Source organism: Hominimerdicola alba (assembly GCF_900109655.1).
Lineage (GTDB): Bacteria > Bacillota > Clostridia > Oscillospirales > Ruminococcaceae > Hominimerdicola > Hominimerdicola alba_B.
Window position 1 is genome coordinate 139,380 of sequence record NZ_FOAT01000006.1, and the last position, 23,783, is coordinate 163,162.

The window sequence follows — 23,783 nt, forward strand, 5'->3', positions numbered from 1 at the left end:
TATATACTAAATAGTTTACACGATTTTTCTACGCTTGTCAAGAAATGCAGTTCATGAATCTATCCCAAATCCTCGGATACTTCCCGCATTTATCAGACATCTAAATTATGCTGTTGAGAGGTTCGTCAGCCAGTATCTTTCTGCCGTTATCCTCGGCATATTCGGCAAAGTCATCGAATTTCTTGTTGCCGGTTATGATATTATAACCGATATCCACCGTAACATCACCTCTGCCGATACGGTGATAATCCGAACCCAGCACATGGACATATCCGTGCTCAATAAGCTTCATGCAGCGCCTTTTCGACATGAAAGATGTGAGGGACTTGGCATTTATCTGCCCCAGAACCTCAAGGCGCATAAGCTGTTCAAGACGCTTCATCGAGGTGAAGTTGAGGTATCTTTCGATATGGGCAATAAATACCTTTACGTCGCCCCTTTCGGTGATGGAAGCCACACCGTTGATTATCTTGTCATCAAGGTCGGTGTAGGGCATTTCCAGAAGCAGCCAGCTCGTTCCCTCAATGCACAGCTGAGGGAGCTTCTCATAATTCACCAGGGAATGGTCATAAAGGACCTCTGCCCCAAAATGTATTTTTGGGTGCTCAGGTCTCAGATTTGGCGCAAGCTCCTCATAAGCCTTTGTGCGGTTCTCCAGAAAAGATTCCACCGACTGTTCGGTGCAGTAAAAATGTGGAGTCGCCACAATGGTATCGATACCGCCCTTAGCCATTATATCCAGTATCTGCAAGGATTCATCGATACTGCGTGAGCCGTCATCTATTTTTGGCAGAAAATGCGAGTGAAAATCGATCAGCATATTTTTTCTCCTGTCTATCGGCATAAGCCGTGTGAATACATACAACTTATAAGTATAGCACAACTTTGTGCAAATGTAAAGACGCATGGGAGCATTTTTCCGAATATTCCATGTTTTGAGAACTCACAGCTCGTAACAAGGCAAAAAGACACTCCTGCCGGTTGCCTGACAGAAGTGCCTATTATACATTATAAATTATCAGCGGTAATCGCCCCAGAAGAACAGCGCCAATGTGCCGGGACCCGAGTGGGCACCGATAACGGGACCTGTGTACGCCATAACTACCTCGGTATCCTCGCCGAATATCTCTTTGAGCATATTTTCAGCGTATTGTGCGTCCTCAATGCAGTCGCCGTGGCTTAGGGTGACTATCTGATTCAGGCAGTTGCCCTTGCGCTCTTTTATCATCTGTCCCAGCCTGTTGATGGACTGCTTTCTGCCGCGGACTTTGTCCTGCGGTACAAGATGACCGTCATTATCCACCGTCAGCACGGGCTTTATGCCAAGTACCGTACCCGCGATAGCCGAAGCACGTGATACTCTTCCGCCGCGGAACAGGTATTTAAGGTCATCTACCGTGAATACATGGCATATATGATAACGGTTGACCTCCAGCCAGCTTGCAAGCTGGTCTATCTCCATGCCCTCACGCTTTTTCATCTCAGCGTATATCAGCAGAAGTCCCTCGCCTGAGGAAGCACTCAGCGAATCCACAATAACTATCTTGGCATCGGGATACTGCTCCGTAAGATTATCTTTGGCGATAAGCGCACTGTTGTAAGTGCCGCTCAGTCCCGAAGAAAAAGTGAGATACAGTATATCCCTGCCCTGCTTCAGTTCTTCCTCAAAAGCGTCCTGACATACTCCCACGGATATCTGGGAAGTCTTGGTGGAAGCGTCCTCGCGCATACGTCTGTAAAACTCCTGCATCGAGATATCAGCTGTAGTGTATGGCGTACCGTCTATCTCAAATGTCAGTGGGATTATCTTACAGTCCATTTTCAGCAGCCTTTCCTCAGGCAGGTCACAAGTCGAATCACAAAAAAGGGTATATGGTCTACTCATAACATATCACTCCATTTATATAGTTGTCTCAAAATCGTGAGGGATATCTGTTTGATTTTATGTATTATACCACACTTTGAAGTGCATTTCAATAGTTTTTATGAAAATATTTTGACAGCTGTCTGAAAATTTAACACCTGTTTATGTGAAAAATGTATATCGGGGTCGATGTGGGATATATGGTTTTTATTGATGCATACAAAGCGTATCACGCCGAGGGTAAATGCTATTGACATTTTCGAGAAAATGTGATATTATTTTGATATCACAAAGAGATTATATAGAGTGATAACAATATCAACAGAAAAGATCAACTACAGGAGGCAAACTATGAAAAACAATATCAATGAATTCTGCACACAGTTCATCATAAACCGCGATGTACTGAAAAAAGCAGTACGCTTTGAAAGCTCATTCTTCTACCCCACAGCAGCCAATAAGCTGACTGCCGCAGGTGTCGTGGTAGATGAAGACGAGTTCAAGGAGTGCAAAAAGATACTTAAAAAGAGTATCAGTTCTATATCGTATCTGCGAGGGCATTCCGAGCTCACCATACTCACCGAGATGTATCTTTCAGGCGACCCGCAGGGCGCAGCTGAAAGGATAGTGGAGACCTATTCCATACTCAAAAAGCATTTCAGCAGTTCCGAGTATCTCGCATTTCTCGCAATTTTGCTGGGCAATAACGCCGATGCTAAACAGTCCGAGGAGATAAGCACCCGCGCCAGAAGACTCTACGATATGATGAAGAAAAAGCACCCCATCCTCACTAACAGTGCCGACAGCACCATGTCGGGATTTATGGCATTGTCGGATAAAAGCGATGAACAGCTGATAGAGGATTGCGAAGAGTGTTTCAATATACTGAAAAAGACATTCTCCGATAAGGACGCAGTACAGTCCTGCGCACAGCTTTTCTCCATCACCGAGGGCGATAATAGCGAAAAAGCTGATAAGATGACCGAACTGTACGACACCCTGAAAGAAGCAGGCAGAAAGTTCGATAAGCATTACGGACTTCCCGTACTAGCAGCAGTTTCCATCTGCGACCGTGACGTAAAAACAATAGCTGATACGATGCTGGAAGCAGATGCTTTCCTTTCCAAGCAGAAAGGCTACGGCGCACTCAGCACCGATAAGCGTACAAGACTTCTCCACGCCGCCATGCTGACTTTGTCATTCTACTGCGGCAGTGAGAATTCCCAGGCAGCCACCCTCGCCATGATGGCAGCACAGCAGGCAGCCGAATGTGCGATGATAGCCTGCATTGCAGCTTCAAGTGCGGCAGCTGCTTCATCCAATTAAACAATATGTATATCCCTTTAGCACACCACTTCATACGTCGGTATAATAATGAGTATTTAGACAATATGTATTCTTCTCCCGCCGCAGGCGGGGGAAGAATACCGCCAACTATTGAGGTTGTATAGAATAGTGTTTAAGCGGGATAAACAATAAGGAAACAACATATAAAAACATAACAGACATAAAGGAGACGATCGTTATGACAGAGAAAATTATTTCTACAAAAAAGAATGGCATGGGAATGATGATGCTTTTCATCATACTCTATATCGCAGCATTCCTCGGTATCCCCGTTTCACCTGCTATCGGCGGCGGCGCAGGTATCCTGATAGGTGTCCTTTCGGGAATCTGGATTACTTTCGGCTGGATAGGCTTCATGGGTCTTAAAGTACTCCGTCCTCAGGAAGCACTGGTACTCACCCTCTTCGGCAAGTACAAGGGCACTCTCAAGGGCGATGGCTTCTACTGGGTAAATCCTTTCTGCACAGCAGTTAACCCTGCGGCTAACACAAAGCTCCGCCAGAGCGGCGATGTTAAGAGCGATGGTGCAAAGACCAATGCCGCATCAGGCACCGAAGGTGCTATCAACCCCGCAACAGGCTATGTTAAGGTAGACAAGAGGATCTCCCTGAAAATGATGACCCTCGACAACAACAAGCAGAAGATCAACGACTGCCTCGGCAACCCCATCGAGATCGGCATTGCAGTTATCTGGAGAGTTGTTGATACCGCAAAGGCAGTATTCGAGGTTGATAACTATAAGGAGTACCTCTCCCTCCAGTGCGATACCGCACTGAGAAATATCGTAAGGCTCTACCCTTATGATGTTGCACCTAATGTAGATACCACAGGCGACGGCGTTGCCGATGAAGGCAGCCTGAGAGGTTCTTCTGAGATAGTTGCACAGCGTATCCGTGACGAGATACAGGAAAAAGTTAAGAATGCCGGCATCGAGATCATCGAGGCGAGAATCACATACCTTGCCTATGCGCCCGAGATCGCAGCCGCAATGCTCCAGAGACAGCAGGCAAGCGCAGTAGTTGACGCGAGAAAACTCATAGTAGACGGCGCTGTCGGCATGGTTGAGATGGCACTTGAACAGCTCAGCGAAAAGAACGTCGTTGAACTCGACGACGAGCGCAAGGCTGCAATGGTATCCAATCTGCTGGTAGTTCTCTGCGGCAACCACGACGCACAGCCCATAGTAAATTCGGGCAGCCTGTACTAAGTTATGGCAGCAAAAAAACAGATACCGCTGAGGCTTTCGGAGAAGCTGTATAACGATATAGCTTCATGGGCAGAGGACGACTTCCGCTCAGTAAACGGGCAGATAGAGTATCTTCTGACCGAATGTGTAAAGCAGCGGCGCAAGAACGGCGGCTATGTTGGCAAGGACATAGATGCCCCACCCGACTTGGATGTTGAGAAATTTGAATAATAACGGCACACCAGCGGAAAATGCCAAGGAAGAGAGCTTTTGGTCAAGCTTTTCGCGAAAAGGTCCTAACGCCAGACGGGCGAATTTCGCGGCAGCAAACCAGTGCATCAAACAAACTATGCCACGGATCAAAGCGCGCGGTTTATGCGACTGTGTCGGCATATGCCTCGCGCTAGCAGGCTTGCGAATGAGCACACAGTCAGCAAAGCTGACTGTTAGAGGCAGAGCCCTCGCATCAAGGCATAATAGTGACGTGGCAAGAGTGCTGTCAATAAAACAGCAAACTATCGATCCTGTCAAAAGGCGCGACAATATATTTACGCAAACAGAAAGAGCGTGGACGTTTGAATTGTCCACGCTCATATTGTTGTTATTGCCGCGCCCTATTTGGTCGGGAGTTAGCTGTTCGATTTATTGCTTTGTTGCCGCGTCGCTTTGGTGCCTTGACCGAGAGGCTCTGCCTCTCGAGCTCTCCGCAAGCCTTTCGCGAAAAGCTTGACCAAAAGCTCTCTTCCTTGGCAGTATCCGCTATTTATTGAGCTCCTCAATAACCGGTATAACGTGTGCAAGAGTCTCGCAGCAGGCAAACATCAGCGCAGATGTATCTTCATCAGGCTGGGAAAGGTCGGGGACGAAAACCGGCACACAGCCTGCGGACTTTGCAGAGCGGATTCCGTTTGGGGAATCTTCAAGGGCGATACATTCAGCTGGGGGCAGACCCAGTTCTTCCGAGGCTGTGATATAGATATCGGGGTCGGGTTTGGAGCTTTTTACCATATTTCCGCATACGACTTTGTCGAAATGGTGGTACACACCGATGGATTCCAGATAGAGCTTTGTGCGGACGTTATCGGTGGCTGTTGCCACTGCAAGGCGGAGTCCCTTATCCTTGCCGTAGGCGATAAGTTCATCCAGCCCCGGCTTTTTTTCAATGCCGTTTTTTTCGATATATGCGTTCATCAGTTCAATGCGTTTAAGGCGGACTTTCGCGTAATCAAAATCGGGGCTTATCTCCTTTTGCAGTTTGGGACCTGCGTATTTTCCCGCGAGAGAGCGTATACCGAGAACGTGTTCCTGCTTCATTTCCCAGCCATAGAAAGCGGCGGCTTCACGCCAGAAGCGGGTGAGCAATTTTTCGGTATCCACCATAAGTCCGTCCATATCGAATATCAGTCCGTTTATCATTTCAGTGACCTCACTTTTTGTGAAAGAATTAGATTACTTTATGATTTTATCATATCGTATCCGATTAGTCAAGCTTTTAAGTAAAGTGCATGATCTCAGATCCATAATAAATGATATTAAAATTTCAGCACAATGTCAACTATTAAAATCGGGCTTCAAAGATATGTTAAAAATGCAAATTTAACTGAGCAATATTAATGGAATTATTTGTGCAATTCATCTTTACTTTTGGTTATACTTATGCTATAATTAATATGCGCAGTGTCAGCACCAAACCGCGCATAAGGGGGCTTATCTCGATATGGAACGGGGATTGAAAATACTTCTGGTATGTATAACCAACAAGAATTACGGAGATACGATAATTGCCGATTGTACGGAGTATCTTCTGCATAAAGCTCTTGGAAGGGCTGATAAGACGACAAAAGTCCTGAGATACAGCATTATGAGCTGTGATCTGCATCAGATAAGATACGTTGACGCTGTGATCTTCGCCGGTGGCGGACTTATCAAATATGAGCATGAGGATTTCTGCGAGCGTATCTCGGAGATAGTTGACGAGGCTGAAAAATGCGATGTGCCTGTGTTCCTGAATGCCATGGGCGTTGAGGGCTACGACGAAAATGACGAAAGGTGTCAGCGGCTGAAAAAGGCTCTGAACTCCGAGGCGGTAAAGGCTGTCACCATCAGGGACGATTTTGAGCTTTTCAGGAAAAAGTACGCTTACCGAAAGGGGCTGAGGGTCAAGCCTGTATTCGATACTGCGGTATGGGCAGATAAGGTATACCGTGAGGTACCCGCGGATAGCGATGTTATCGGGCTGAATGTGGCTCGGGGCGATATATTTGCGGATTACGGTGCTGAGGGCATCGACGAGGAATATATGCTGGCTTTCTGGAAAGACCTTACGGAAAAGCTGACGAAGCGCGGAGTGAAATGGAAGATATTCACTAACGGTTTTGACAGCGATGAGAAGTTCGCAGTGAAGCTTTGCAAGATGCTGGGCTGTGAGAAGATGCCGCAGGTGGGGTCTGCAAGACAGCTGGTGAGGTATCTCTGCGGCTTCAAGGCGGTGGTGGCTGTGAGGATGCACGCCTGCATAACCTCCTGTGCGCTGGGACTGCCCTGCGTGGGTCTTGTATGGAATGACAAGCTGAGAATGTGGGGAGAGAAGATAAGCACTCCCGACAGATACATAGAGCCTGATGAACTAAATGCGGACAAAGTTCTGCTGATGCTGGACAGGGCGATGTTTGAGGGCGGAAAGTCTGCGGGGGCTGTTAGCAAGATGTTGGCACCTTTGGAATTGAAAAGGTTTTTATGGAAAGAGTGCAAGCCGAGAGGCAAAAAGTATGAGGGTCAGCTGGCGGACAAGATAATGGAAGTCGGGCTGGGCGGCATACAGCACAAGTACAAGGCGATAAACAATCTTAATGAGATGAAGCGCAGGCTGGAGAGCGGCTGTACTGTTTTTGAGGCTGATGTGCGGCTGACTTCCGACCTGAAAGCGGTATGTGTTAACAGCTGGTCAGAGAAGAACCTGAAAATGCTGGGGTTTGAGATGAACGACCAGAGCCGTCTGGGGATACCCGAGAAGGATTTTCTTTCGGCTAGGTATGACGGTAAGTACAAGACCTGCAGTTTTGAAGATGTGGCAAAGGAATTTGCTGTCAGGGGCAACGTGCGGCTGATGATAGACATAGGCATACCGCCAAAGGAACAGCACGAAGCTCTTCTGAAAGAGACAGCGAAGATACTGAAAGCCACGGGGCTTGGGAAAAAGCGCACGATGATACGCTTTCAGCGGGAGAAGGACATCAAGCTCTGGAATACGCTGGAATGCGACTGCACGATAGTGTATTTTCTGAAAGATTCCACCGACCCGGTGGAGCGGGAAGAGTACCGTAATAAAGCCTTCGCGGTGTGCAAAAAATACGGGATAGATACTATCTCCATGGTGGCACAGACCTACACTGATGAAACTGCGGAGCTTCTTAAAGATAAGAAGCTGAAACCTGTGATATTCAGCTGTGACAAAGTTGGGGACGCTGTTGAGATGATAGAGCGTGGTGCTTATCTGGTGGGCAGCAATTTCTACTCTGCGCGGTACATAAAAGACCTTACAACCTAATAGAAAACGACATAAAAAAGCCATAGCACGTTTGGTGCTATGGCTGATTTTATTATATGCTTATACTCGCGGACACACCGTGCTTAACAGGTTAAAATGATAGTTAGGCAGTTATCTTCCCCCCGCCACAGGCGGGGGGAAGATAATGTCAAAATAATAATTCACTGATTTATGCGGTGTGGTAAAGGGCTGATCTATCAGAGATTGTTCAGCATCTCGGTGAGATTTGCAACAAGGGCTTTTGCCTTTACCTCTTTTTCGCGTATCTCGTTTACTACCTTTTCGGGAGCCTTGGACATGAACTTTTCGTTGTTCAGCTTGCTGTTTACGAAGTCCAGTTCCTTGTTTGCCTTTTCAAGCTCCTTGGTGATACGAGCCTTTTCAGCTTCGATATCAACAAGCTCTCTCAGGGGCAGAAGCAGCTTTGCATCGGCGGTAGCAACTGTTACCATGCCGTTTGCATCAGCAGGATCTTCAGCGGTAACTGTTACCTCGGAAGCGCTTGCCAGTCTCTTCAGGAAGTCAGCAGCTTCGGCATAGTCAGCAGTATTAGCTGTAACTATGGTGATGTGCGCCTTTCTGGAGTTGGGAACGTTATGACCCGAACGGCACTCACGTACAGCACGTACAGCTTCCATTATCTTCTCCATTCTTGCTTCGTCCTCGGGGAAGTCAAGCTCAGCTTTGTACTCGGGCCAGCTCTGCATCATCAGGTAGCCCTCGTCGTGGGGCAGTGCCTGATAGATCTCCTCGGTTATGAAAGGCATGAAGGGGTGGAGCATTTTCAGTATATCTGTCAGTACATAAGCCAGAACGTTCTCAACGTTCTTCTTAGCCTGAGCATCATCGCCGTTGAAACGGTTCTTTGCAAGCTCGATATACCAGTCGCAGAAGCTGTTCCAGATGAAGTCATATACCTTCTGAGCAGCTACGCCCATCTCGAAATGTTCGAGGTTGTAGGTAACTTCCTTGATTACCTTGTTCAGGCTGGAGAGTATCCACTTATCTTCAAGTGTCAGTTCCTTGGGAAGCTCTACCTTGTCGATGGTCATGTTCATCAGCAGGAATCTGGAAGCGTTCCAGATCTTGTTGGTGAAGTTTCTCATGGCAACGATCTTTTCTTCGCTGTAACGCATATCGTTTCCGGGAGAAGAACCCTGTACCAGCATGAATCTCAGAGCATCAGCGCCGTACTGGTCGATAACTTCCAGAGGATCGATGCCGTTGCCCAGAGACTTGGACATCTTTCTGCCCTGGGAGTCTCTTACTATACCGTGGATAAGTACGGTATCGAAAGGTGCTTTGCCTGTGTAGGCAAGTCCCGAGAATATCATTCTGCTTACCCAGAAGCCGATGATATCATAGCCTGTTACCAGTGTGCTTGTGGGGTAGAAGTAGTTGAAATCGTCAGACTGCTTATCGGGCCAGCCCAGTATGGAGAAAGGCCAGAGTGCAGAGCTGAACCATGTATCAAGGGAGTCCTCGTCCTGAGTGAGGTTGGTGCTGCCGCACTTCTTACACTTGCAGGGAGCTTCCTTGGCTACGTTGATCTCGCCGCAGTCAGCGCAGTACCATGCGGGGATACGATGACCCCACCACAGCTGACGGGAGATGCACCAGTCGCGGGTGTTATTCATCCAGTTGAGGTAAGTCTTGGTGAATCTTTCGGGAACGAACTTGATCTTGCCGTCCTCAACTGCCTTTATTGCAGGTTCAGCCAGAGGCTTCATCTTAACGAACCACTGCTTGGATATCATGGGCTCGATGGTGGAATGGCAGCGGTAGCAGGTGCCTACATCGTGCTTCAGGGGTTCTACTTCTTTCAGCTGACCAAGTGCTTCAAGGTCAGCAACGATAGCTTTTCTTGCTTCGGCAGTGGTCATGCCTGCATACTTGCCGCAGTCCAGAACCTCGGGCTCGCCCTCGGTCATCATGCCGCTGGCTTTAAGCTCCTCATAAGCAGCCTTATCCTCAGCGCCTGTCATATGACCGTCATATGTAAAGCATCTTACGCTGGGCAGGTTATGTCTCTGACCTACCTCGAAGTCGTTGGGGTCATGGGCGGGAGTTATCTTAACTACGCCTGTACCCTTTTCCATATCAGCGTGCTCATCGCATACTATGGGTATCTCCTTATCGAGGAGAGGAAGTATAGCGTGGCAGCCGTGGAGATGCTTGTATCTGGGGTCTTCCTCGTTGATGGCAACTGCGGTATCGCCCAGCATAGTCTCGGGACGGGTGGTAGCTATTTCAAGGAACTCGCCTGTTTCCTTTACCTTATAGAGGATGTGCCAGAAATTGCCATCCTTGTTGTCGTACTCAACTTCGGCATCGGAGATGGATGTCTGGCATTTGGGGCACCAGTTTACCATACGGTTGCCGCGGTAGATAAGACCCTCTTCGTAGAGCTTTACAAATACTTCCAGTACTGCCTTTGAGCACTGGTCATCCATAGTAAAATGCTCTCTCTCCCAGTCGCAGGAAGAGCCGAGAGTTCTCAGCTGTTCAACGATACGTCCGCCGAACTTTTCTTTCCATGCCCATGCTCTCTCCATGAACTTGTCTCTGCCCAGGTCTGCCTTGGTAAGACCCTCCTGACGCATAGCCTCAACTATCTTAGCTTCGGTAGCGATAGCTGCGTGGTCGGTGCCGGGTATCCACAGAGCGGCATAGCCCTGCATTCTCTTGAAACGTGTGAGGATATCCTGCATGGTATTGTCAACAGCGTGACCCATGTGCAGCTGACCTGTTACGTTCGGGGGCGGCATAGCTATGGAATAGGGCTTTTTCTTGGGGTCGGCAACGCCGCGGAAGCAGCCTGCCTCTTCCCATGCCTTATATGTACGGCTCTCAACTTCGCGAGGGTCGTAGGTCTTTGATAATTCTTTCATTTTGACTTATCCTTTCAAACGCACTCCCCGCCTCCGCTCGGCGGAAACGGGGTGCGAAGCCTTAGTATTATTTTTTGAGTGATACAGTGACCTTTCTGCCGTCCTCGTACTCAACCTCGTAAGAGGTATCGCCCTCGGCAAAATCGCTGTTATCGGAAAGTGTCTCGCCGCAGATATAATCAACCCATGATGCGGGAACATCGCCTGTGAGCTTCATGGAGATCCTGTCGGTGATAGCACAGCCCAGCTTACGGCGTGCGTCCTGAATGCTTCTTACGATATCTCTTGCGAAACCTTCATCGCGGAGCTCATCGGTGATGGTAAGGTCGAGGGAAACAACGATGCCCTTATCGGAAGCAACGTGCTGACCTGCCTTAGCCTGATATGTCACGAGTATTACTTCAGCGTCGAATTCCTCGTCTGTACCGTTGATATTCAGCACTGCCTTTTCGCCAAGCTTGAACTTGCCGCTCTTGACAGCCTTGATGATATCGGGTATCCTGTCGGGATATCTGTTTCTGATCTCGTTGAAGTTAGGAGCGTACTTGATCTCTGCAACGCTCTCGGCGCTTTCCAGTATCTTCACGCACTTAACGTTGAGCTCTTCTGCGATGATATCCTTGAAGCTTTCAACAACGCTGTTGCCCTCGCTGTCGCTGAGTGCTACGCACAGCTCACTGAGGGGCTGACGGTTCTTTACGTTGTTCTTGCTTCTGATAGATCTTGCGAGGTAGATGACACTTCTAACCAGCTTAACTTCGTCAAGCAGCTTGTCATCACGGAAGCTCTCGGGTATCTCAGCCCAGTTCTCAAGATGTACGGAGTATCCGCCTGTCAGTGTCTTATACAGCTTTTCTGCGATGATAGGAGCAGCAGGTGCGAAGAGCTTGCACATATTAACAAGTACATAGTACAGTGTTTCGTAAGCGTTCTTCTTGTCAGCACTGAGGCCCTTCTCCCAGAAACGTCTTCTGGAACGTCTGATGAACCAGTTGGTCAGACCGTCTACCAGTTCAATAAGGTTCTCGACATACTTGTTAACGAAGTATGCGTCCATATTCTTTGATATAGCATCGGAAGCCTCCCACAGCTTAGCCAGCATCCAGCGATCCAGCTGGTTGTCGGAAGTCGGAGGTGTCAGGCTCTCGGGCTTGAAATCATCTATGTTTGCATAGGAGATGTAGAAGTTGCAGGCATTCCACAGGGGGAAGATTATCTGCTGCAGTGCGTCGGAGATGCCGTTGTCATCAAACTGCAGATCGCCTATCAGCATAGCGTTTGTCTGATAGAGGTACAGTCTGAATGCATCGGTACCGAACTTCTTCATCAGTTCCATGGGGTCGGTATAGTTTCTGGAGGACTTGGAAAGTTTCTTGCCGTCCTTAGCCAGGATAGTACCGTGTACTACGCAGTTGGAGAAGCAGGGCTTATCGAACAGAGCCACACTGAGTACGTGCAGGTAGTAGAACCAGCATCTGATCTGACCTGTATACTCAACTATGAAGTCAGATGGGAAGTGGCTGTCGAACCATTCCTTGTTCTCAAATGGATAGTGCTTCTGTGCGAAAGGAACAGAGCCGCTCTCGAACCAGCAGTCGAGAACTTCGGGTACTCTGACCATAGTGCCGTCGCAGTCGGGGCAATCGCACTTGAACTTGATCTTATCCATATACTGTCTGTGCAGGTTTGTGAGTCTTACGCCGCTCTTCTCTTCGATCTCATCGATAGAACCGAGAACGACTCTCTTGCCGCACTTATCGCACTCCCAGATCGGGATAGGAGTAGACCAGTATCTGTTTCTGGAGATATTCCAGTCACGTGCATTTTCAAGCCACTTGCCGAATCTGCCGTGCTTTACTGTTTCGGGTACCCAGTTGATATTCTCGTTCTGAGCTATCAGCTTGTCCTTGATCTTTGTAACATCGAAGTACCAGGCATCCATAGCCTTGTATATCAGAGGTCTCTTACATCTCCAGCAGTGAGGATAGTTATGCTCGATGGTACCGTCAGCAACAGCCTTGCCCTGCTCGTACAGGAAGCGGATAACTGTGGGGTTCATCTCGATAACGTTCTTTTCGCCGTCCTTCTCGTAGAAGTCGGTTACTTCCTCGGTGAATCTGCCCTTTGCGTCAACAGGGTTCACCAGCGGGATGCCGTTGTTCTTGCAGGTCCAGTAGTCGTCCTCACCGAAAGCAGGAGCGGTATGTACTATACCCACACCTTCGTCAGCGCCTACATAGTCAGCGGTAACAACTCTGAATGCCTTATCTTTAAGATCAGCAAAGTAAGGGAACAGAGGCTCGTAAGTTCTGCCTACCAGTTCCTCGCCCTTTGCGGTCTTTACTATCTTGGGTTCCTTGCCGAAGATCTTGTCATATCTTGGAAGAACTGCGGAACAAGCGATGAATATCTCGTCGCCTACATCGCAGAAAGCATATTCAAGATCCTTGCCTACTGCCAGACACAGGTTGGAGGGCAGTGTCCAGGGAGTAGTTGTCCATGCCAGGAAGAATACGGGCTTGCCGTCGATAACTTCCTCGGTCTTGAACTTTGTGATTATCCATCTGTCCTGACGGGGTCTTGTGGAGTCGGACTCTCTTGTATCGGAGATAGAAAGAGAGGTCTCGCAGTGTGTGCAGTAGGGGGTAACTCTGTAATCACGGTAGATGAGTCCCTTGTCGTAGCACTGCTTGAACGCCCACATAACGCTCTCCATGAAAGTGGGGTTCATGGTCTTGTATGCGCCGTCATAATCTACCCAGCGCGCCATCTGCTCAACGTATTCCTTCCATGCTTCGTTATTGCCGCTTACCAGCTCAAAGCACTTGTCGTTGAACTTGTCTATACCCAAAGTATTCTCGATGTAGTTCTTGTCATCGATACCGAGATCCTTCTCGACCTGGTTCTCGATAGGCAGACCATGGCAGTCCCAGCCCCATACTCTGGGGACCTTGTAGCCCTTCATTGTCCAGTAACGGGCTATCATGTCCTTGATGAACGATACCAGTATAGTACCGTGGTGAGGCTTTCCGGTAGGGAACGGAGGTCCGTCATAGAAAACGACCTCGGGAGCTTCCTTGTTGACCGATTTTTCAAATACGCTTTCGTCTTTCCAGAATTTCAGGACATCTTCCTGAATTTCGGGAATGTTGGGCTTTCCTGCCAGTTCTTCGTACTTCAAATTATTCACACACCTTTTCTTGGCGGGAGCTGTTCTATTTAACCCGCGCCTAAAATATACAAAATCAATTATACCACTGTGTATTGCATATGTCAAGCATATTTTATTAACAATTCAGGCAGTCACGTGCTTTTTTCTGAGGGGGGATCAGAGGCTTGTTTTGCTCCTATAGTTCGCTTTGTATTATTGCTCTGCACCTTAGCTTGTCTGTGGCCATGGTTTATTCACGCATGACGTTATTTTTCGCCATGAAAAAACTGACGTTCTGCATAGTAAGACGCTGATAGGTGTTGTTATATATTGACAAAACGAAATTTATACATTATAATATAGCTATACTTTTTTTACAATTTTAATAACTTGAATAACAGCGTAATAATCTCGGCAGATAAGATAGTTACGCAGATCAAAGATATAGAGCTTTTCACGGAGAAAACAATGAGATCAAAGAAAAAAACGATAGTTATCGCGGTAGTTTTGATAATACTTGTGCTGGCGGTCGTCGGGGTGCTGACTATGCCCCGCTTTTACAGGGGTGACAGGATAAAATTGAAGATACGGGTCGAGGGTGTTGAAGCCAATGCCCTTGAAATAAGTATGGATAACCGTGTTCACGGTAAAGAAGATCTTACCGTAAAGGCTAACGGTGATACTGTGGAAGTATCGGCAAAAGCAAAGGAGTACGGCGAATATTTCTTGAAGATAGATGGCGCAGATAAGCCTTTAGAGGTTCGCGTTATGAAGTTCGACTGGCACGAGAGGGTGGATGCGGATATCGACTTCACGATATCCGAAAACGGCGTAAGCTATTCAGCCGAATCTTCCGTGACCGTGGGCGAACTGCCTTTCAGGGAGCATAACAGCACTTCGGGCAGCGCCGAGATAAAAGACGGATATTATTCGGTATATATAGCATGATATATGACCCACAGCGTAGAGGAGGATCATCATGGTTGAAGAAGAAATATATATGAAGATGGTAAAAAAACACCGCAAAAAAATTGCGGCGATCAAGGATTATGACGAGCTTTTTCAGACCCTCAGTACTGAAAATGCGGGCAGTATCACACTTACATCGGGGCGGATAGTTGCTTGTCCCCTTGAAAGCATAGGTGACGAAAGCAGGCATATAGAGTATTATTACAGAGCCCCTGCGGGTACACATCCCGTGGAACTGGCAAAGTCTTCCACAGGCAGGAACGCGGCTGTGAGGATAGTATTTTCCGAAGCCCCCGCTGTGCGTTACGAACTTGCACTCATCGGCACGGCTGAGGAACTTGACTGCATAAGCGATCTTGAAGCAGGTCGTATTCCCTTTTACGAATCCTGCACCGCATCGCCCATAATCGTTGCCGATCAGGGTCTTATGCCCGATCTGCTTGAGCATCTCAGCGAAAACTACGGCGGTAATGATTATTACGAAAAAGAGGGCAAAAAGCTTATGCTGGAAAACAGCACCTGCTCCGAAGAGCCTCTTTGCAGCGGTCTTATCGATTTTTATCTTGAAGCCGATGACGCGCATTTCCCAATATTTTTCAACGGCGAGGGCGGCGGACATCACCCGATATACTGGGGCTTTGACAAGGACGAAAACATCTGCTGTATGATATTCGACTTCGATCTTAAAGAGCTTCGCACCGCTGAAGAAAAGCCCGCAAAGACAGGCAATTTCTTTAAGAAACTGCGCCGCGGGGACAGATAAAATGGCGATACACACTTTCAGAGAACTTCTCGAAAAAAGCGAGGGCGCAGAATACGTCATACACGTACAGTCCGAGGAGGAGCTTGAAGAGCTTGTAACAGCCCTGGAAGCTCTTGAATATGAATTCTGCCTGCCGTTTCTGGGAACGATACGCGAAAAGGCTGCGGAGTTTTCGTCAGAGGACGGCGCTGACGGCTGCTGGCGCATAAGCCGCGAAAGAGGTGTGGCTTATAATCCGTCGGTGGAGCACTGGCGATTTTTCTCAAACAACATCGTTGAGATGCGTGACGGCAGCATAGCCTATAATGACGGCGATTACGATGACCGTGCAGCGGCAGTCGAAAAGGAAAAGCTTCGCTATGCTTTTTTTGAGGACGAAGACAAGGACAACGCCAGAAAGCTTTTCGGCTTTGAAAATGCCGCTGATGCGGATATCCAAAAGTGGCTGGATGAAAAGTTCCCCGAAAAATGAGGATATAAGCTATATGAGATTTACCATACTCCCACCTGAGGGCATAGATGCCGACGGCAGGCGCATAAACATCGGCGCATCGGCGGAAGATATAACTGCTGTTCTTGGTCAGCCTGCTGATATCCTAAACGATGACAGCGGGCTGACAAGGTATTATTATTTCGATAACGAACTGCGTTTCGACCTTGACAGCAACGGCAGGCTATCGTTTGTTGAATTCATAGGCGGCACAGAGGGCAAACTAAAGCCCGAGATATACGGCATTAACGCTTTTGAAGCGGGTGCCGATGAACTTCTTTCGCTACTCACTGAAAATGACATCGGAGCCATCACCGAAGATGGCGGATACAGCTATTATTTCCCGAATATCCGCATAGGCATGACCCGCCATGCGACCCCCGAAGCCATCGCAGAGATGAAAGCCGAGTATCAAGCTGATGGAGAAGAAGTATCCCCCGAGATACTCGCCTTTGAGCAAAAAAGAGCCGCTCACTGGGCGATGATTGGCATAGGACAGAGTGAGTATTACAGAAAAAAGCAACGGCATTATCGATGATGCACCGACTGAATATATAATATGAAACGAAAATAATTACCGAAAGGGGTAGATAGAAATGAACACAAATGATTTCAGGAGCGCTCTGGAAAGCGAACTTTCCCGCAGCTTCGGCACAACGGCTGAAAATGCCGCAGTATGGCAGCTGCACGACAGCATTTCCCGCGTGGTCATGGAGAATATCTCCGCACAGTGGAAACAGAGCACCGAACAGCATATGTCAGGCAGACGTGCTATGTACCTGTCAATGGAATTCCTGATGGGCAGAGCTGTGTATAACAACCTGCTGTGTCTGGGGCTGACAGAAGTAGTTGACGAAGCGCTGAAAGCCCACGGCAGAAGCCTTGCCGAGCTTGAAGATATCGAAGATGCGGCGCTGGGCAACGGCGGTCTTGGCAGACTTGCAGCTTGTTTCCTCGATTCTGCTGCCGCTCATGACATACCTCTGGACGGCTACGGCATACGTTACAAGTACGGACTTTTCAAGCAGTCTATCGTAGACGGTTTTCAGCATGAGGAAGCCGATAACTGGACAAAGTACGGCGACCCCTGGTCTGTAAGGCGCGAGGAAGATGCCGTTGAGATAACCTACGGCGACCAGAAGGTGCTGGCTGTGCCTTACGATATGCCCATCATCGGCTACGGCACCAAGAATATCGGTAATCTCCGCCTGTGGCAGGCAGAGAGCGCTGACGATTTCGATTTTGCCGCATTCGACAGCGGTGATTATGACGGCGCTGTAAAATTCCAGAACGATGCTGAGAATATCTCCAAGGTACTCTACCCCAACGATAATACCGACAAGGGCAAGGTGCTTCGCCTGAAGCAGGAGTACTTCTTCTCGGCGGCTTCCGTTACCGATGCCCTGCGCAGGCACAAGGCGCGTTTCGGCACATTCGATAACCTTGCGGACTATGTGACTATACAGCTGAACGATACTCACCCCGTTATAGCCATTCCCGAGCTTATCCGCCAGCTTATAGCCGAGGGCTATACCTTTGACAAGGCTTTCGACATCGCCCACAAGGTATTCAACTATACAAACCACACCATCATGGCAGAAGCCCTTGAAAAGTGGGACAGCAAGACTGTGGAAAAAGTTCTGCCCGATGTTTATGCTGTTATCCTCCAGATAAACGAGCGATTCTATGCCGATATGTACGCCCGCGGAATGGACAAGGCTCAGATACGCGAGATGGCACCTGTTGGTGACGGCAAGGTCAAGATGGCGTTCATGGCAATATTTGTAAGCTCCTACGTCAACGGCGTTGCGGCTATCCATACGGAGATACTGAAAAACGATGCCCTCAAAGAGTGGTACGAGATATACCCCGAGCGTTTCCAAAACAAGACCAACGGCATAACTCAGCGCCGCTGGCTGGCACTCTGCAACCCCGAGCTTTCCTCGCTGATAACCAAACTGCTTGGCAGTGCCGACTGGGTGAAAGACCTTGACCAGCTGAAAAAGCTGGAAAAATTCGCTGATGACGAGAATGTGCTGAAAGAGTTCATGGCAGTCAAGGAAGCTAAAAAACATCAGCTGGCAGAATTTGTAAAAGCCCATGACAGCAAGGATATCGACCCGAACTGGATATTCGATATACAGATAAAGCGCCTCCACGAGTACAAAAGGCAGTTCCTCAACGCGCTGAGCATACTCTATATCTACTTCGGCATCAAGGACGGCAGTATAAAGGATTTCACTCCTACTGTGTTCATCTTCGGTGCGAAGTCTGCCCCCGGATACCGCAGGGCTAAGGCGATAATCAAGCTGATAAACGAGATAGGCGATTTCGTCAACGCCGACCCCGAGACCGCCGACAAGCTGAAAGTTGTATTTGTGCAGAACTACAATGTTTCCTACGCTGAAAAACTGGTCTGCGCGGCTGATGTTTCCGAGCAGATATCCACAGCAGGCACAGAAGCCAGCGGCACGGGCAACATGAAGCTGATGCTCAACGGCGCTGTAACTCTGGGAACCTACGACGGTGCAAATGTGGAGATAGTTGAAGAAGCGGGCGAGGAAAACAACTACATCTTCGGTGCAAGGGTAGAGGAACTTGCAGAGATAATGCCCGAGTACGATCCCCGCGAGATACTCTTCAAGGACGAAAAGATCAAGCGTGTTCTTGATAAGCTGATAGACGGCACATTCACCGACGGCGGCGTGCCTTCCGATCAGGAGGGTTCATTCCGTGAGCTTTACAAAGCCCTCACAGACGGCGCAAGCTGGCACGTTCCCGATCATTACTATGTTCTGGGCGACCTTACAAGCTACGTTGAAACAAAGCTGCGCCTTAATGCAGATTACAAGGACAGCCTTGCCTTTGCGAAAAAGTGCTGGCTGAACATCTGCAACGCAGGCAAATTCAGCTCCGACAGAACTATAAAGGATTACGCTGAGGAGATATGGAAGATATAAGATATACCGAAGCTCCGAAATCCCCTTGAATACTGCAAAAACACAGCGCAGGATACCCGCAACGAGCAGGTATTCTGCGCTTTTTATGACGTATGTAAATTTTATGTAAAATTGTTCAAAAATATTACTGAAAACGATTACTGTAATCGTATACTTTGAAAAAAACGCCCGTTTTTGTACGAGATAGACAAAACACCGGAGATTTTATATTGCATAATGCCGATTGAATATTGTCTTTGATTATGATAACATATAGCGTAAAGAAGGATATAGCCGCTTATCGTTCAAAGGGTAAGGGCGGTACGCGGCGGACATGAGCGCAGTTCATAAAGGGTATTGACTGCGCTCTGTCTTTATATTTTGGGATATATGGATATGGGTATAAAAGGAGAGATATGGGCAGGCGGCGGCGCTGATTATCTGCGCCGCTGTCAGTCATATCGTTAAATCAGCAAATGAGAGCATAGGCACCGCACACGATCAACTCCTCTCGATCTGACTATTTCCCGCCAAGCAAGACCGGCGGAAGCCCCATTAACGCGGTCAGCCCATGCTGACGATAGTTTTCGGGAAGACCTTTCCGAAGAAAGGTCGTTCCCTTGAACATCGGTATATAAAAACAAAACGCGGGAAACGGCTGTACCGAAATACAGCTGTTTCCCGCAATTATTTTCTTATGGATATTTTGTTTACTGAGCGCTGAGTGCAGTCTGGATAGCCTCAGTGAAATCGAACTGACCGTCGTAGAGGTCTTCGCCCGAATAGTTGTCAGTGATGGTCAGGTGGATATCGTAACCCTTATTGTATGCTGCTGTGTAGCTATATGACTCAACGTCTTTCAGCAGAGTGCCGTCAGACATCTTGAGATCAGCAAGAACATCAGTCAGCTCAACAGCCTTTACACCGATGCCGTCAAAATAGAGGTAGCTTACAACGGGGTAAGATTCCTGTCTTGCAGAACCGCTGCAGAGAAGCAGTATAGCGCCGTCATCGAGAGCGATGTGAGTGTTTCTGCCGTTAGGCTCGCGGTAATTCTCGCAGGGCAGCCAGTTCTCGCCGCCGTCGGTGGAGTTGAATACGCCGTAATATACGCTGCCAGCTGCTGCGCCGCCCTCCAGGGGAACGATAGCGTAAGCCTTGCCTTCTTCGTAAACGTTAGCAAGACCCATATCGTTCAGCTCAGTGAAGGTGTAACCGCCGTCAAATGTGTAAGCTGCGATGCTTGCCAGATTGAACTCATGGAGAGTCATCTCAGGCTCGGTATCATCGGGAGCAGATGAGTCATCGCTTTTGGAGCTGTCATCATCAGCCTTGGAGCTGTCCTCTTCTGCGGTAGGCTCAGCGTCCTTGTCTTCCTCAGCAGTGGTATATTCCTCACCTGTTACATCGGTATCAGTGCTTGCAGCAGTACTGCTTGTATCGGCTTTGCTGTCGTTGTCCTTAACGTCGCCGCAGGAAGCAAGTGAAGCAGTCATCATTGCTGAAAGTATGAGAGCAGTAAGTATTTTCTTTTTCATGTTTTTGTCCTCCTTTGTAGATATATGTATCTAACATGGTATATTGCTTTTTACAAACAACATTATAGCACCATTATCTATTGAAGTCAATTACGAATTGATGTCAATTTACACAACAAAACAGTTAATATTTTGTTATAATGAATAATTGATTTTGGTATGATATTTTGTATGTTGTTACATAATAATGTCATCAGTAAGCAAAATATCCATTTTATGGAAAAATATTTGCCATCGGAATTACATTACAGTAACAATGTAATTGTTTTGTGATGTGATGAGTTTATGTTCGATGAGTGTGAAAAGCCGTAAAAACAGATATTTTAATCCCGCTGACACACTATTCTATACAACCTATTGACAGGTAATATCCAATAGCTGGCGGGGGAAAAGATAACATCAACATAATATATCCCTGTTGATACAGCATTTTAAGTGGTGTTAAATATTCATTACTATATCGGTGTATGAAGCAGTGTGCTAAATGTATAGTTATAAAAACTAATATCCCGCGAGATCTGATCCTGTCCCGCGGGATATTTTTCTGACTGTGAATATAAAATGGGGTAGATTATCTTATCAGTTGAACAGCGACTGCACAGCCTCGCATATCTTGGTAGCTATGTAGGGATTGTTCATTGTATAAAGGTGGATGCCGTCAACACCGTTGGCGATAAGGTCAACTATCTGTGATACAGCGTATGCGATACCCGCGTCGCGCATAGATATGGGGTCATCTGCATACTTATCCATTATCGTGAGGAATTTCTTTGGCAGCCTTGCGTGGCAGAGGGTAGCCATCCTCGCGATGGTCTTGGGATTGGTAACAGGCATTATTCCTGCTTCTATGGGAACATCTATGCCGGCGATAGCACACTTTTCCCTGAAAGCGTAAAAATCTTCGTTATCGAAGAAAAGCTGGGATATCAGCTGAGAACAGCCTGCGTCCACCTTTTCTTTCAGGTGCTTGATATCGTCAACGCTTGATGCTGCCTCGGGGTGAGTCTCGGGGTAGCAGGCACCGATGATATTGAAATCGCCCTGCTCCTTGATAAGTTCTATAAGCTCGGAAGCATATTTGAAATCGTTGTGGGGAGGTATATTGGGGTTGAGATCTCCGCGCAGAGCGAGGATATTCTCAATGCCCGCCGCCTTCATCTGTGCCAGCTCGAAGAGTACCTTCTCGCGGGTGAGATTTATGCAGGCAAGGTGAGCCACAGGCTCGATGGAGTATTTCTCCTTTATCATCTCGCATATACCAATGGTAGCATTGCTGCCGTTTCCGCCAGCACCGTAGGTCACGCTGATGAAATCGGGTTTCAGCGGTGCAAGACCATCGATAGTGCTGTAAATGCTGTCTATAGGTGTATCGCTCTTAGGAGGGAATACCTCAAAAGAGAGTGTGGTTTTATTTTTGAAAAGCTCGCAGGTTTTCATACTATCCTGTCCTTTCGTGATCAACTAAAGATATCCTACATATTCTATCATATTATCTTGGTATAGTCAACTATAAAATTAATATAGCATGATATAGTCGAAAACTATATTGTGTTACCAATCATAAATCCTGCAAATGTATTCCGCGGTAGAAAACTTGTGCGCTAAATAAACTATGACGCGAAGAGAGCTTTTGGTCAAGATTTTCGCGAAAAGGTCCTAGCGCCGGACACGTTCGACGCAGTCAACGTTAGCGAATTTCGCGGCAACAAAACAGCGCACTAAACAAACTATGCCGCGAATCAAAGCGCGCTGTTATCTGATTTCTCGACCCGAGGAACGAGGGGCGAAAGCTCGCAAACTAATGCCAAAAGCAAACCATCGACTATACCGGCAAATCAAGATACACCGGTATCAATCAAACCCACCAAACAAAAAAGAGCGTGAACTATCCAAAGTCCACGCTCAAATCATATGCAAAAATTATCGCCGCACCACCGCATTAAACCTGCTTTCCCGACATACCGCTGCCGCTCGCAAACAGCTGAGCCCAGTATATCGTGCCATCGGAAGCACGGTATGCACCCATGCCCATGTAGGTCTTGTTCGCATCAAGTATGCTGGAACGATGGGGCGCCGAATTCATGAAAGCATCACACGCACTCTGAGCAGTGTCATATCCATAAGCAATATTCTCACCCGCAGATGTCACCGATATGCCGTATTCTGCAAGTACCGTGAAACATTCTCTGCCGTCAGGACGATAGTGTCCGTATGACTTTGATATCTCCTGAGCACGCTTTGCAGCAGCCGAACTGAGTTCAGATGAATAAACATACGCTTTGAGCCCCCTCGAACGACGTTCCTTGTTAACCAGGACCGCCAGCTCATCTGCAAGCTCCTTGTTTGTTTTCTGCCCGGCAGATTTGCCGCCTTTGATGTAAGCTGCCATCAAGGTCACATCAGTGATATTCACCTTACCGTCACCGTTGAGATCGGCTTTTTTCTTAGCACTGGCGCTCAAAGATCTTTTGCCCTTGACAAATGCTGCGAGCCTCGTCAGATCGGTGATATTGATCTTGCCGTCACCGTTGATATCCGCGCCGCGTAATGTCGCAGCGCTCGCCGATATACAGCTTGCGGACATTACCACTGCAAGAACGAATGCGATCATCTTTTTAAACATCTTTATTCCTCCTCTGACATTTACGATGCGCCCGGACTTAAATATGTGCCCGGCGGTATCATAATGCCCGGTATCCTTTTTCATAATTTCTATAACGAATGAGTAGCCACACAATACTGTCCACAGCCACCGGATCTCAGCTCGCCGAAGCCGAATCTGTGTTCGCCGAATAGTATAGTTGATGATATAGATCTCAGGACATTCAACCCTCACAGCAAAAAAGCGTATCGTCCGAAATTGCTGAATGCAGAGGTCGATATTACGTTTACTATAATTCAACATTATAAGACTAAGACAGTTTATGACGGCAAGAAAGTATATCCACAAAAGATATGAACTTCCAAGCATATTATCTCTCCTAATTATGTACATATTATGGTATTTTTCACTACAATTGTAAAGTAAGTGCGTAAAATAACATTGAATTTCAAAATCAGAAAACCTTTAAGAAGACTATTAGTAACAGTTATTTCCA

At 47.6% G+C, this 23,783-nt stretch carries 17 protein-coding genes; 9 read left to right on the forward strand and 8 right to left on the reverse strand.

Annotated features, from left to right (window positions below):
• Positions 1-100: 100 nt before the first annotated feature.
• Positions 101-820, reverse strand: a complete 720-nt coding sequence (locus BMY75_RS08815; protein WP_074832749.1) for a CpsB/CapC family capsule biosynthesis tyrosine phosphatase — start codon at positions 818-820, stop codon at positions 101-103.
• Between the two features lie 198 nt (positions 821-1,018).
• Entirely contained in the window at positions 1,019-1,885 is an 867-nt protein-coding gene (locus tag BMY75_RS08820; protein WP_074832753.1) for a DegV family protein, read from the reverse strand.
• Positions 1,886-2,215: 330 nt separating this feature from the next.
• Between BMY75_RS08820 and BMY75_RS08825 the strand changes: the two genes are divergently transcribed.
• From BMY75_RS08825 to BMY75_RS08835, 3 genes are all read left to right on the forward strand, one after another.
• On the forward strand, positions 2,216-3,190 hold the full coding sequence (locus BMY75_RS08825; RefSeq protein WP_074832757.1) for a DUF4003 family protein: 975 nt from the start codon (positions 2,216-2,218) through the stop codon (positions 3,188-3,190).
• Positions 3,191-3,389: 199 nt separating this feature from the next.
• The gene (locus tag BMY75_RS08830) at positions 3,390-4,418 is read left to right on the forward strand and encodes an SPFH domain-containing protein (protein ID WP_074832761.1); all 1,029 of its coding nucleotides are present in this window, start codon (positions 3,390-3,392) and stop codon (positions 4,416-4,418) included.
• A gap of 3 nt (positions 4,419-4,421) precedes the next feature.
• Positions 4,422-4,628: a type II toxin-antitoxin system antitoxin gene (locus BMY75_RS08835; protein WP_074832765.1), complete on the forward strand. Its 207-nt coding sequence runs from the start codon at positions 4,422-4,424 to the stop codon at positions 4,626-4,628.
• A 528-nt stretch (positions 4,629-5,156) separates the two neighbouring features.
• Here the strand turns inward: BMY75_RS08835 and BMY75_RS08845 are convergent.
• Positions 5,157-5,813 (reverse strand): HAD family hydrolase, encoded by a 657-nt coding sequence (locus tag BMY75_RS08845; protein WP_074832773.1) that lies wholly within the window; start codon positions 5,811-5,813, stop codon positions 5,157-5,159.
• Positions 5,814-6,114: 301 nt separating this feature from the next.
• Here BMY75_RS08845 and BMY75_RS08850 point away from each other — a divergent pair, with 301 nt between their 5' ends.
• The gene (locus tag BMY75_RS08850; protein ID WP_074832777.1) at positions 6,115-7,944 is read left to right on the forward strand and encodes a polysaccharide pyruvyl transferase family protein; all 1,830 of its coding nucleotides are present in this window, start codon (positions 6,115-6,117) and stop codon (positions 7,942-7,944) included.
• Positions 7,945-8,141: 197 nt separating this feature from the next.
• Here BMY75_RS08850 and BMY75_RS08855 read toward each other — a convergent pair whose 3' ends face one another.
• Positions 8,142-10,835, reverse strand: a complete 2,694-nt coding sequence (locus BMY75_RS08855; protein WP_074832780.1) for a valine--tRNA ligase — start codon at positions 10,833-10,835, stop codon at positions 8,142-8,144.
• Positions 10,836-10,902: 67 nt separating this feature from the next.
• The gene (gene ileS / locus BMY75_RS08860; protein ID WP_242940212.1) at positions 10,903-14,025 is read right to left on the reverse strand and encodes an isoleucine--tRNA ligase; all 3,123 of its coding nucleotides are present in this window, start codon (positions 14,023-14,025) and stop codon (positions 10,903-10,905) included.
• A 429-nt stretch (positions 14,026-14,454) separates the two neighbouring features.
• Here ileS and BMY75_RS08865 point away from each other — a divergent pair, with 429 nt between their 5' ends.
• Genes BMY75_RS08865 through BMY75_RS08885 form a run of 5 tightly spaced genes read left to right on the forward strand, consistent with a single transcriptional unit; the run spans position 14,455 to position 19,168 of the window.
• Complete coding sequence (locus tag BMY75_RS08865; protein WP_074832786.1) at positions 14,455-14,934, forward strand: hypothetical protein; 480 nt, start codon at positions 14,455-14,457, stop codon at positions 14,932-14,934.
• Between the two features lie 31 nt (positions 14,935-14,965).
• Positions 14,966-15,718, forward strand: coding sequence for a DUF4241 domain-containing protein (locus tag BMY75_RS08870; RefSeq protein WP_074832789.1), 753 nt, complete (start codon positions 14,966-14,968; stop codon positions 15,716-15,718).
• 1 nt (position 15,719) lies between these two features.
• Positions 15,720-16,190: a hypothetical protein gene (locus BMY75_RS08875; RefSeq protein ID WP_074832792.1), complete on the forward strand. Its 471-nt coding sequence runs from the start codon at positions 15,720-15,722 to the stop codon at positions 16,188-16,190.
• Positions 16,144-16,746: a hypothetical protein gene (locus BMY75_RS08880; RefSeq protein ID WP_207646268.1), complete on the forward strand. Its 603-nt coding sequence runs from the start codon at positions 16,144-16,146 to the stop codon at positions 16,744-16,746. Before BMY75_RS08875 ends, BMY75_RS08880 begins: the two co-directional genes overlap by 47 nt.
• 58 nt (positions 16,747-16,804) lie before the next feature.
• Positions 16,805-19,168: a glycogen/starch/alpha-glucan phosphorylase gene (locus tag BMY75_RS08885; protein ID WP_074832796.1), complete on the forward strand. Its 2,364-nt coding sequence runs from the start codon at positions 16,805-16,807 to the stop codon at positions 19,166-19,168.
• A gap of 689 nt (positions 19,169-19,857) precedes the next feature.
• Here BMY75_RS08885 and BMY75_RS08890 read toward each other — a convergent pair.
• From BMY75_RS08890 to BMY75_RS08900, 3 genes are all read right to left on the reverse strand, one after another.
• Positions 19,858-20,685: a hypothetical protein gene (locus BMY75_RS08890; RefSeq protein ID WP_074832800.1), complete on the reverse strand. Its 828-nt coding sequence runs from the start codon at positions 20,683-20,685 to the stop codon at positions 19,858-19,860.
• A gap of 579 nt (positions 20,686-21,264) precedes the next feature.
• Positions 21,265-22,122, reverse strand: a complete 858-nt coding sequence (gene metF / locus BMY75_RS08895; RefSeq protein ID WP_074832803.1) for a methylenetetrahydrofolate reductase [NAD(P)H] — start codon at positions 22,120-22,122, stop codon at positions 21,265-21,267.
• Positions 22,123-22,624: 502 nt separating this feature from the next.
• The gene (locus tag BMY75_RS08900; protein ID WP_074832808.1) at positions 22,625-23,308 is read right to left on the reverse strand and encodes a CAP domain-containing protein; all 684 of its coding nucleotides are present in this window, start codon (positions 23,306-23,308) and stop codon (positions 22,625-22,627) included.
• Positions 23,309-23,783 lie beyond the last annotated feature (475 nt).